Annotated in this window: 8 protein-coding genes and 2 tRNA genes; 5 read left to right on the forward strand and 5 right to left on the reverse strand. The window is 35.8% G+C overall.

All coding sequences use genetic code 11. The features are described 5' to 3' along the window. The first annotated feature begins 13 nt into the window (after window positions 1–13). Window positions 14–85 (forward strand) — tRNA-Glu (locus ACLNCW_RS06830). A 5-nt stretch (window positions 86–90) separates the two neighbouring features. Continuing rightward, window positions 91–164: transfer RNA gene (locus ACLNCW_RS06835), tRNA-Asn, on the forward strand. Between the two features lie 40 nt (window positions 165–204). On the opposite strand, the gene ACLNCW_RS06840 is transcribed toward ACLNCW_RS06835, so the two are convergent. Further along, window positions 205–747, reverse strand: a complete 543-nt coding sequence (locus ACLNCW_RS06840; protein WP_020902617.1) for a TetR/AcrR family transcriptional regulator — start codon at window positions 745–747, stop codon at window positions 205–207. A 127-nt stretch (window positions 748–874) separates the two neighbouring features. Between ACLNCW_RS06840 and ACLNCW_RS06845 the strand changes: the two genes are divergently transcribed. Next, window positions 875–3,517, forward strand: a complete 2,643-nt coding sequence (locus tag ACLNCW_RS06845; RefSeq protein ID WP_049515615.1) for a YhgE/Pip domain-containing protein — start codon at window positions 875–877, stop codon at window positions 3,515–3,517. A gap of 30 nt (window positions 3,518–3,547) precedes the next feature. Here the strand turns inward: ACLNCW_RS06845 and ACLNCW_RS06850 are convergent, their stop codons facing one another. Together ACLNCW_RS06850 and ACLNCW_RS06855 are read right to left on the reverse strand one after the other, a co-directional pair. Next, window positions 3,548–6,091 (reverse strand): YfhO family protein, encoded by a 2,544-nt coding sequence (locus tag ACLNCW_RS06850; protein WP_424845697.1) that lies wholly within the window; start codon window positions 6,089–6,091, stop codon window positions 3,548–3,550. A gap of 59 nt (window positions 6,092–6,150) precedes the next feature. After that, window positions 6,151–7,773 carry an ATP-binding cassette domain-containing protein gene (locus ACLNCW_RS06855; RefSeq protein ID WP_000958774.1) on the reverse strand — a complete coding sequence of 541 codons (1,623 nt, stop codon included), beginning with the start codon at window positions 7,771–7,773 and terminating at the stop codon, window positions 6,151–6,153. A gap of 205 nt (window positions 7,774–7,978) precedes the next feature. Here ACLNCW_RS06855 and trpS point away from each other — a divergent pair, with 205 nt between their 5' ends. Both trpS and guaB read left to right on the forward strand, forming a co-directional pair. Continuing rightward, complete coding sequence (gene trpS / locus ACLNCW_RS06860) at window positions 7,979–9,004, forward strand: tryptophan--tRNA ligase (protein WP_020902301.1); 1,026 nt, start codon at window positions 7,979–7,981, stop codon at window positions 9,002–9,004. A gap of 151 nt (window positions 9,005–9,155) precedes the next feature. After that, complete coding sequence (gene guaB / locus ACLNCW_RS06865) at window positions 9,156–10,634, forward strand: IMP dehydrogenase (protein ID WP_000073418.1); 1,479 nt, start codon at window positions 9,156–9,158, stop codon at window positions 10,632–10,634. Between the two features lie 51 nt (window positions 10,635–10,685). Here guaB and recF read toward each other — a convergent pair whose 3' ends face one another. Together recF and yaaA are read right to left on the reverse strand one after the other, a co-directional pair. Further along, window positions 10,686–11,783 (reverse strand): DNA replication/repair protein RecF, encoded by a 1,098-nt coding sequence (gene recF, locus ACLNCW_RS06870; protein WP_078238557.1) that lies wholly within the window; start codon window positions 11,781–11,783, stop codon window positions 10,686–10,688. Between the two features lie 2 nt (window positions 11,784–11,785). Beyond that, entirely contained in the window at window positions 11,786–12,154 is a 369-nt protein-coding gene (yaaA, locus tag ACLNCW_RS06875) for a S4 domain-containing protein YaaA (protein ID WP_084947695.1), read from the reverse strand. Window positions 12,155–12,200: the final 46 nt, after the last annotated feature.

A 12,200-nucleotide genomic window follows, 5' to 3' on the forward strand; every position in this document is an offset into this window, starting at 1 on the left:
GCTACAGATAGAAGGTCCGTTGGTCAAGGGGTTAAGACACCGCCTTTTCACGGCGGTAACACGGGTTCGAATCCCGTACGGACTATTTTATCCGCCATAGCTCAGTTGGTAGTAGCGCATGACTGTTAATCATGATGTCGTAGGTTCGAGTCCTACTGGCGGAGTATAGATAAAAGGGAACACAACTGTGTTCCTCTTTTTGTATCAATTTGTATCACCAAGCATTTTCATAAGGAAGTCTGTTATTTCTTGAGGACTTTCTTTTTTTCCATGTGCAATCCAAGTTTGGCAGACACCAAAAAGTGCGTGAGTTAGATAGATGCTACTATATTCTAATTCAGTGGTATTGAGATTCAGTTGCATAAATCGCTTTTGTAAATCTGTACTGAGCATGATATGAAGTTTATTTCGTAAGAAATTTTGGATTTCTTTGGTCCCATTTTCAGAAAGAAGGGCAGCTAGAAGTGGTTCTGACTCTAGATATTCAAATACTTCTAGAATAGCATCTCTTTTGTGATGAGCATGTTTTTGAAAAATATATTCAAATGTATGAAATAGCTTGCTTTGATAGTGCTCGATCATATCATACTTATCCTTATAGTGCGTATAGAAACTGGAACGACTAATTCCGGCCTTTTCTGCTAACTTGACAGTAGAAATTTGATCAAATGGTTGTTCCATCAGTAATTCTACCATAGCATTTTCAATAGTTCGCTTTGTTTTTAAGCGTTTGTTACTTTCTTTCATATTTCCTCCTTGTAAACAAATTAGACTATATGTCTAAAAATGGATTTTTTATCTTGTAATTTAGATTTTTTATTGTATAATCTATTATATCAAAATTTTAGACAATATGTTTAAAAAAGGAGAAACTATGTTTAAAGAATGGAAAGCAATTTTTAAAAAACCAACCTTTATTATTGTCATGATAGGGGTTTCTCTTATTCCCGCTCTGTACAATATCATATTTTTATCCTCAATGTGGGATCCATATGGTCAAGTGTCTGACTTACCTGTGGCAGTTGTCAATAATGATAAAGAGGCCTCTTATAATGGTAATAGCATGTCTATAGGAAAAGATATGGTGTCTAATTTAGAGCAAAATAAATCATTGGATTTTCATTTTGTAGATGAAGAAGAAGGTAAGAAGGGTCTAGAAAACGGTGATTATTTTATGGTAGTCACTTTGCCAAGTGATCTATCTGAAAAAGCATCTTCTATTTTAACGGATCACCCAGAACAAATGCAGATCGATTATCAGACTTCAAGTGGTCATAGCTTTATTGCAAGTAAGATGAGTGATTCTGCTATGACACAATTAAAGCAGAGTGTTTCTACCAATGTAACCGAGACTTATACTAAAGCTTTCTTTAACAAGATGGTCGATTTAAAGGATGGTATGAGTCAAGCAGCGTCTGGTAGTGAAAAACTAACTGATGGAGCGAATCAGTTAGTGGCAGGAAGTCAAACATTAACTACTAACCTACACTCTTTAGCAGATTCAAGTTTAACATTTTCAAATGGAACGGAGCAGTTTACTAAAGGATTATCCTCTTATGTCTCTGGTGTTGAACAACTTCATCTTGGATTAGGAAATTTTAATAGTGGTTTAGTTACATATACTGGTGCAGTGAGTCAATTAGATAGCGGATTAGGTCAATTATCTTCTAAAAGTCCTGAATTAGTAGGAGGAATCAATCAACTATATACTGGTGTAGAGTCCTATACTGGCGGTGTTTCTCAGCTCAATGCTGGTCTTAATCAATTTTCATCTGGTGTTAGTGCCTACACCAATGGAGTGGGAAGTCTTGCAACAGGTGCTAATCAGTTATCTAATCAATCAGCTACACTTCGAATGGGGGTGGAGCAATTAAGTGAAGGAATTCAACAACTTTCTAGCAAGTTAGATGCTTCGTCTGAGCAAAAAGATCAAATTAATCAATTATCTTCTGGTCTAAATCAGTTAAATCAAGCTATTCAAAATATTGATGTTGGAGATACAAAACAATTAGATTCTGTTTTATCAAGTATAGTATCTCTTTCTAATCAAATGTTAGCAAGTGCTCAGTCTGATAAAGCGACTACATTAGCTAATATTCAATCGACAGCAGCTTATCAATCTTTGACAAGTGAGCAACAAGCTGAGATAAGTGCTTCTGTATCTCAAAATTCGACTGATAGTATTCAATCAGCACAGTCAATTGTAGCTTTAGTTCAAGGTTTACAAGGAAGTTTAGAAAACTTACAAAATCAATCTTCTAATCTTTCGACTTTAAAAAATCAAGCTAATCAAGTATTACCTATTGCTTCTACTTCTTTGACAGGATTGTCAAGTGGATTAACAGAGATACAAGGAGCTGTTGCTAGCAAATTAGTTCCTGCCAGTCAGTCGATTACATCGGGTGTAAATGCATATACTGCAGGTGTTGATAAAGTTTCTCAAGGCGCAAGTCAACTAAGTGAAAAGAATTCCACCTTGACAGGTAGTCTGGATCAACTAGTTTCAGGCTCAACTACCTTGACACAAAAATCTTCTAACTTGACAGCAGGAGTTGGTCAATTAGTTGAAAAAACTCCAGAATTAGTGTCTGGTATTGAAAAATTATCAACTGGCTCTAACCAATTGAATCAAAAGAGTCAAGAATTAATGGCAGGAGTTGATAAATTACAATCAGGATCTGGTCAATTAGCAGACAAATCCAGTCAGTTACTTTCAGGTGCTTCTCAATTAGAGAATGGAGCTAATAAATTGGCAGATGGATCTGGTAAACTTGCAGAAGGTGGAACAAAGTTAACTTCTGGATTGGAAGGTTTACAGATAGGAGTTGCTTCTTTGGGACAAGGATTAAGTAATGCTAGAGATCAACTTAAATCAGCATCAACGGAATCTAAAAATGCAGAGATTTTGTCAAATCCACTCAATCTTTCAAAAACAGACAATGATCAAGTTCCTGTAAATGGAATTGCAATGGCTCCTTATATGATATCAGTTGCTCTCTTTGTTGCAGCAATATCAACGAATATGATCTTTGCGAAGTTGCCTTCAGGACGTCATCCAGAGAGTCGTTGGGCTTGGTTGAAATCTCGAGCAGAAATAAATGGTATTATAGCTGTTTTGGCAGGAATTTTGGTATATGGAGGAGTTCATCTTATTGGTCTAACGGCTAATCATGAGATGAGAACATTTATTCTCATTATCCTAACAAGTTTAGTATTCATGTCCATGGTGACCGCTTTAACAACATGGAATAGCCGTATAGGAGCTTTCTTTTCTCTTATTTTGCTTTTATTACAGTTAGCATCAAGTGCAGGTACTTACCCGCTTGCTTTGACAAATGATTTCTTTAGAGCTATTAATCCCTGGTTACCAATGAGTTATTCAGTTTCGGGATTACGACAAACAATCTCTATGACAGGAAATATTCATCATCAAGTCGTTTACCTTGTCGTGATATTAGCCCTATTTATTGGTTTAGGTATGCTAGCCTATCAACCTAAGAAAATGGAAGAAGATTAAAAAAATCGACCGATTAATTGGTCGATTTTTTTATGTCTTAGATGACTTTCGTTTGTGATTATAAATTCCAAATAGTAAAAGTGAAGTAAAGGAACAGATTGATCCAGTAATAAAACCATTGGGAATAAAGGAAAGTGTAATAGTTCCTTTTCCCTTGGGAACATCAACTTTCATAAATCCAGTTTGAGCTTGTTTAATTTCTATTTTCTTATCATCTTGGTAGGCAGACCAACCTTTGTCATAAGGAATGGTGAAGAAAATAGATGTATCTTGTTGGACATCATATGTAGCAAAAACCTTGTTTTTAGAAGTTGATACTGTTACAGGCTGTTCTTTAATTTTTTGAATTGCCTCAGTTAAAGTTTGGGTATCTAAACGATAGAAGGTAGGAGATTCAAATGATACTTGTGAATTTCCAGGGAAACTAACATTGATATTGAAAGTTTTTTTCTCTTTTGTATAGCCTAGATTAAAGAAGGAGAAGATATTATCAGTTGTAAAAGTCTTTTTTTCACCATTTACAAGGATGTCAACTTTCTTTTGTTTATCATTAGAAAAGTGAAGATTTGTGAAAGAAAGATAAACTTGGCTGTTTTCTGGTACTTCAATTTGATACTGGATTGCTGCATCCTCATTTGAAGAACTTGTAACACTAATCAAATCATCAGTATTTTCTGTTTTGTCATAAGGGATTGGAGAAAAATAATCAAAATTGACGTTAGCAAGTTGATTTAAAAATGAGGCCTGATTATCCAAGGTATGTTCATTGAACTTGACATCATTGTAAACAGATTGACTAGCAAATGCAATCGGAAGAGAGTATTGATTTTCATATAGGGTAAGATTATCTTTTTGATAGATATCTTTAAAACCATACTTATCAATAGGACTGTCTGAGATATTGTACTGGATACCAAATAAACTATCAGCCAAAATACTATTATTTGCATAGCGGAGATTGAGATTAGTCCCAGAGGATTTAAACCCGAGTTTATCCAAAGTAGAGCTTGCTGAACGATTTCGAACAGATGAAAATTGAGAGATTCCATTGTAGTTGAATTTCATACTGTCATTTCCTGTCTGAGTTTGTAGTTTTTCAGTACGAGTAAATTGATTTCCAATATCTGTTGAGAAAGATTCCATAGCTGGGATATCTCGATTATATGAACTTCGAGAAGCAAAACCCCATTCTTTAGCAATTCCGTCCATTTGAGATGAAGCATTTAAACTCATTTCAACCATTATAAATAAAGAGATTAGAATGGCAAATAGATTTACAGAGATAAACATTTTGATAACTGCAAGGAGTAAAAGCGAATAGACAACCAAAAATTCAAGAGTAAGCAGAATATTCAAATCTGTTAAAAAAGAATAATGCGATTTTAGATAGATGGTAGCTAAAAATCCTGTTACTATAAGAAAAAGCGAAACTAAAAAATTCCAGATTTTAATTTCTTTCAGACGATTTAAGACTTCCGCTGCTGTGTAAATTAACAAGGTAGAGAAAATCCAAGCATAGCGATGTAAAAACATGTTTGGAGTATGCATGCCTTGCCAAAATAAATCAAGAACTTCAATATAAAAGCTTGCAATTAGAAATGTAAAGAAGATTGCATAGATAAGTTTCACATGAAACTTAATAGATTTCAGCGTAAAAAATAAAATGGTCAAAATAAAGGGAAGTAGTCCAACAAAAATCATTGGGATGGCCCCATACTTTGTTGTATCAAAGGAACCGATGAATTGCTTAGCAAAAAGATCAAGATACCAGCTACTTTCAGTTTGAAACTTTGTAACTTCAGTCAATTTTTCCCCATGTGTCTGTAAATCAAACAGAGTAGGAAGAATCAGAATCAAACTAGCCATACCAGCTAAAACAGAGGTGATTATGAAATCAAGAAAAGATGATTTTCGGGTTTTAAAGTCCCAAGAAATTTGACAGAGATACCAGAAAATAAGAAACAATGCTGTCATATAGCCAAAATAATAGTTTTGGATAAATAAGATTGACAGACTTGTAAAGTACAATAGGAATTTCTTTTTAGTGATGAGTATCTGTAAACCAGTTATAATTAAAGGAATCAAGATAAAAACATCTAGCCAGGTTTTTATCTCTAATTGACTGACAGTGAAACTCATCAGAGCATAGGAAGTAGATAAAGCTAGTTTTAAAGGATTAGGAATCGATTGAAATAATTTATTTAAACTAAAGTAAGTTGACAGTCCAATCAATCCAAATTTTAAGAGAGTTGTCAGATAGACAGCATCTGGCATATTAGTTAGATCAAAAAAGTAAACTAGTGGTGAAAGGAAACTACCCAAGTAATAACTAGATAGGGCATAGAAATTCAATCCGAGGCCACTTGTAAAGGTGTAGAACAAACTACCATTTCCGTGTAGGATATTTCTTAGAGCTATATCAAAAATAACGTATTGATGAAACCCATCTCCTAATAGTGGAGATGTATCGCTATTCCAGTAGATACCTTGAGATAGATATACTCCTATCATAATGATTATGGGAATGATGAAAGAAACAAAATAGGTCCAATATGTTTTAAAAAATAATTTCATGTTACCTCATAAAATGTTAGAAAACTCAGCTGGTTAACCCAACTGAGTTTTGAATTTTTTTAGTCTTTCCAAAGTTCTTTAACTTTTGCTTGTACTTCTGCATTCTCTAGGAATTCATCATAGGTTTCATCGATACGGTCAATGACGCCATTTTTAGACAAGACAATGATATGGTTGGCTAGAGTTTGAATAAACTCGTGGTCATGGCTGGCAAAGATGATTGATTCTTTAAAGTTTTTCAATCCATCATTCAAGCTTGAGATAGATTCCAAGTCCAAGTGATTGGTTGGATCATCAAGTACAAGGACATTTGATTTTAAGAGCATGAGTTTTGAAAGCATGACACGAACTTTTTCTCCCCCTGACAAGACATTTACAGGTTTGTTAACCTCATCTCCAGAGAAGAGCATACGGCCGAGGAAGCCACGTAGGAAAGTATTGTCATCTTCTTCTTTACTTGCGAATTGACGCAACCAGTCAAGGATTGACTCTCCTCCTGCAAAATCTGCCGAGTTATCTTTTGGCAAGTAAGAACGGCTAGTAGTTACTCCCCACTTGACAGTTCCTTCATAGTCAATGTCCCCCATGATTGCACGAATTAATGCAGTCGTTTGGATGTCATTTTGTCCAATAAGCGCTGTCTTATCACCTGGACGCAAGATAAAGCTGATATTATCTAAAATAGTCTCACCATCAATCTTTACAGTTAGATTTTCTACTGTCAAGAGATCATTACCAATCTCACGTTCCGCTTTAAAGTTGATAAATGGATATTTACGACTAGATGGTACAATTTCTTCAAGTTCAATCTTATCAAGCATTTTCTTACGTGATGTTGCTTGCCTTGATTTAGAAGCATTAGCAGAGAAACGAGCAACGAATTCTTGCAATTGTTTAATTTTTTCTTCTGCTTTAGCATTACGGTCTGCTAGCAATTTAGCAGCGAGTTCAGAAGATTCCTTCCAGAAGTCATAGTTTCCGACATAGAGTTTGATTTTTCCGAAGTCAAGGTCGGCCATGTGAGTACATACTTTGTTTAAGAAGTGACGGTCGTGTGATACTACGATAACGGTGTTATCAAAATCAATCAAGAAGTCTTCTAGCCATGTAATTGATTGGATATCCAAACCATTGGTCGGCTCGTCCAAAAGAAGGACATCTGGTTTACCAAAAAGTGCTTTGGCGAGGAGAACCTTTACTTTTTCACCGTTGGCCAATTCGCTCATATTTTGATAGTGCAATTCTTCTGGGATATTTAGGTTTTGAAGGAGTTGAGAGGCTTCACTTTCTGCTTCCCATCCTCCAAGCTCGGCAAACTCTCCTTCAAGTTCTGCAGCACGCACTCCATCTTCGTCTGAGAAATCTTCCTTCATGTAGATGGCATCTTTCTCTTTCATGATGCTATAAAGTTTTTCATTTCCCATGATAACAACATCAATGGCACGTTCATCTTCATAGTCAAAGTGATTTTGACGAAGAACAGAGAGACGTTCATCTGGACCAAGAGAGATGTGACCAGTAGTAGGTTCGATATCTCCAGCTAAAATTTTTAAAAAGGTTGATTTTCCGGCACCATTAGCACCGATCAATCCGTAAGTATTTCCTTCTGTAAATTTGATATTGACATCATCAAAAAGTTTGCGATCACTAAAACGTAGTGAAACATCAGATACTGTAAGCAATGTTTTTCTCCTATATATGTAATATATTTATTCTACTAGAAAATACGGAAATATTCAAATTTTTATCTGTCAATTTTGTGTAAATTAAATTTACAGCATACTTTACACAAATCCGTAAATAGCAAGGCTGATTTATTTTGATAAATTACGGTTATTTCATTAAAAAAATGCTATAATTGAAGGGACTATATCGAAGGAGAACAAAATGACTAAACCCATTATTTTAACAGGAGACCGTCCAACAGGAAAATTGCATATTGGACATTATGTTGGAAGTCTCAAAAATCGAGTATTATTACAGGAAGAGGATAAGTATGATATGTTTGTGTTCTTGGCTGACCAACAAGCCTTGACAGATCATGCTAAAGACCCTCAAACCATTGTAGAGTCTATCGGAAATGTGGCTTTGGATTACCTTGCAGTTGGATTGGATCCAAGTAAGTCAACTATTTTTATTCAAAGCCAGATTCCAGAGTTGGCTGAGTTGTCTATGTATTATATGAATTTAGTGTCATTAGCACGTTTGGAGCGCAATCCAACTGTCAAGACAGAAATTGCTCAGAAGGGATTTGGAGAAAGCATTCCAACAGGATTTTTGGTTTATCCAATTGCACAAGCAGCTGACATCACAGCCTTTAAGGCCAACTATGTTCCTGTTGGGACAGATCAGAAACCAATGATTGAGCAGACTCGTGAAATTGTTCGTTCTTTTAACAATGCATATAACTGTGATGTCTTGGTAGAACCGGAAGGTATTTATCCAGAAAATGAGAGAGCAGGGCGTTTGCCTGGTTTAGATGGGAATGCTAAAATGTCTAAATCACTCAATAATGGTATTTATTTAGCTGATGATGCGGATACTTTGCGTAAAAAAGTAATGAGTATGTATACAGATCCAAATCATATCCGCGTTGAGGATCCAGGTAAAATTGAAGGAAATATGGTTTTCCATTATCTAGATGTTTTTGGTCGTCTAGAAGATGCTCAAGAAATTGCTGACATGAAAGAACATTATCAACGAGGTGGTCTTGGTGATGTGAAGACCAAGCGTTATCTACTTGAAATATTAGAACGTGAACTTGGTCCTATTCGTGAGCGCCGTATCGAATTTGCTAAGGATATGGGAGAAGTTTATAATATGCTTCAAAAAGGTAGTGAAAGAGCGCGTGAAGTTGCAGGTCAAACCCTATCTGAGGTTAAAGGAGCAATGGGACTCCATTACTTTAACTAAGTTTATTTTACAAGAAACTATCATTTCTATCTAGAAGAAAAGATAGTTTTTTATTTACCCCTGTAACATTTGACAAATTTTTATAGAATGGTATGATAGATACAATATAAAAAGAGTCAAGCTCAAAAAGAAAGAAAAGAGGAAACTTCGAATGTCTAATTGGGACACTAAATTTTTGAAAAAAGGTTTTACCTTTGATGATGTATTGCTTATTCCAGCTGAAAGTCATGTGTTGCCTAACGATGCTGATTTAACAACTAAATTGGCAGATAATTTGACTTTAAATATCCCAATTATTACCGCTGCCATGGACACAGTTACAGAGAGTCAAATGGCCATTGCTATTGCTCGTGCAGGTGGTCTCGGAGTTATCCATAAAAACATGTCAATTGCTCAACAAGCAGACGAGGTTCGTAAGGTAAAACGTTCTGAAAATGGAGTTATTATTGATCCGTTCTTCTTGACGCCTGAACATACAATTGCTGAAGCAGATGAGCTTATGGGGCGTTACCGCATCAGTGGTGTTCCAGTTGTTGAAACACTTGAAAATCGTAAATTGGTTGGTATTTTGACAAACCGAGATCTTCGTTTTATTTCAGATTATAACCAACCAATCTCAAATCATATGACTAGTGAAAATCTTGTTACTGCTCCTGTGGGTACAGATCTTGCAACAGCTGAGAGTATTCTTCAAGAGCACCGTATTGAGAAACTTCCTTTGGTAGATGAAGAAGGTCGTCTTTCTGGTTTGATTACTATCAAAGATATTGAAAAAGTTATTGAGTTTCCAAATGCTGCTAAAGATGAGTTTGGTCGTCTATTAGTTGCAGGTGCAGTAGGTGTTACTTCAGATACATTTGAACGTGCAGAGGCTCTTTTTGAAGCAGGAGCGGATGCGATTGTTATTGATACTGCACATGGTCATTCTGCAGGTGTCTTGCGTAAAATTGCTGAGATTCGTGCTCACTTCCCAGATCGTACTTTGATTGCTGGAAATATTGCAACTGCTGAGGGAGCGCGCGCACTTTACGAAGCAGGTGTAGATGTTGTCAAGGTTGGGATTGGACCAGGTTCAATCTGTACTACTCGTGTGATTGCTGGTGTTGGTGTTCCGCAAGTAACAGCTATCTACGATGCTGCAGCTGTTGCGCGTGAATATGGTAAAACGATCATTGCTGACGGTGGAATCAAGTATTCTGGAGATATCGTAAAAGCCCTTGCTGCAGGTGGAAATGCTGTTATGCTTGGATCAATGTTTGCTGGAACTGATGAAGCTCCAGGTGAAACTGAAATCTTCCAAGGACGTAAGTTCAAGACTTACCGTGGTATGGGATCAATTGCTGCTATGAAAAAAGGTTCAAGCGATCGTTACTTCCAAGGTTCTGTCAATGAAGCAAACAAACTTGTTCCAGAAGGAATTGAAGGTCGTGTTGCTTATAAAGGAGCTGCAGCTGACATTGTCTTCCAAATGATTGGTGGTATTCGCTCTGGTATGGGTTATTGTGGTGCAGCTAACCTTAAAGAACTACACGATAATGCTCAATTTATTGAAATGTCTGGTGCTGGTTTGAAAGAGAGCCATCCTCATGATGTACAAATTACTAATGAGGCACCAAATTATTCTATGTAAAAAAACAATGAAAAGAACTCCAGTAAAAACAGGAGTTCTTTTACAATGTTGTCAATTTTCGTTTACAGTAACTTTACCATCCTGAATAGTGAAGATACTTAGATTTTCTGGCAGATTTTGAAGATGATCTAAGCTGGTTGTTGTGATAAAGGTTTGGATTGAATGAGAAATTGTTTCTAATAATTTTAGTTGTCGAGTGTTGTCAAGTTCGCTCATAACATCGTCAAGCAATAATATCGGAGATTCTGTAGTAATACTTTCCATTAACTCGATTTCTGCTAATTTTATAGAGAGGACGAGACTACGATGTTGACCTTGACTTCCAAAACTAGCATCCATCCCATTTATATAAAAAGAAATGTCATCTCGATGAGGACCGACACCAGTATTCTTTTTAAATAAATCTCTGGATCTACTTTTTTCTAAAGCAATTTTGAAAGATTCGGATAAGCCTTCTTTGTCAGTTAGCTTGACAGAAGATTGATAGGATATTGACAACTCTTCAATCTGATTAGAAAGTTCAAAATGTTTCTTACGGCCAAAATATTCTAGTTTTTTTATGAAATCTAAGCGGTGATTCATTACACGACATCCATAATCGATTAGCTGATCATCTAAGACTGAAAGGAAGGTTTCATCTATTTTTTGAGCTGATTTTAGATAAGTGTTTCTTTGTTTTAGGATGTGGTTATAATTGGTTAAGTCTGATAGATAGATGGGCTTAATTTGTCCAAGCTCCATATCAATGAATTTTCGTCGAACTGAAGGTGCTCCTTTAATTAGTTGTAAATCTTCAGGAGCAAATAAGACAACATTCATGTGTCCGACATAATCTGAAAGGCGTGCCTGTTTTAAATGATTAACTTTTGTCACACGGCCTTTTTGTGTTAGTTCGATTTCTAGAGGAATGGATCCAGTTTTTTTCTGAACGAGACCTGAAAGATGAAGTTGTTCCTCATCAAAATGAATGAGATTTTTATCTGTTCGAGTTCGATGACTGCGTGTTAAGGCTAAAAAATAGATAGCCTCTAACATATTTGTTTTACCTTGCGCATTACGTCCTAAAAAGATATTTAATTTAGGATTAAAGTCTATTTTCGTCTCTTTGTAGTTACGAAAAGTTTTGAGAGATAGGTGTTGTAGCCACATGATTATCTACCAGGGAATCGCGGAGCTTGTTTGCTTTTGGGTGATGAAGTAGGTTTTGATTTGTCTTTTTTTACTCCTTTATTCATCTCCTTAACAAGTTTAGCGATCCGTTCTTTTTCAACTTTATCAGCTTGATATTCCTCTTGCTCCTCAGAAGTAGGTTGTGTCAATAAGATGTCAATATTCATGTCAGGTATGTCAATTTTATCACCAATGCGAAGTTTTTTACCACGACGACTCTCTAATTCCCCATTAAAGTAAACAGAATGTTCAGAGAGAAATGATTTGATAGCTCCTCCGCTATGTGTAATTCCAAGTTCTTTGAGTAGTGCTTGGAGGGTAATAAATTCTTCAAATAATTTGTATTCCATAATTCACCTCAATCTTTGGTATTATACCATATTTTCCTAAAAATAG

Origin of the sequence: Streptococcus sp. CL6.22, assembly GCF_049738055.1 — a bacterium.
Taxonomy (GTDB): domain Bacteria; phylum Bacillota; class Bacilli; order Lactobacillales; family Streptococcaceae; genus Streptococcus; species Streptococcus mitis_DJ.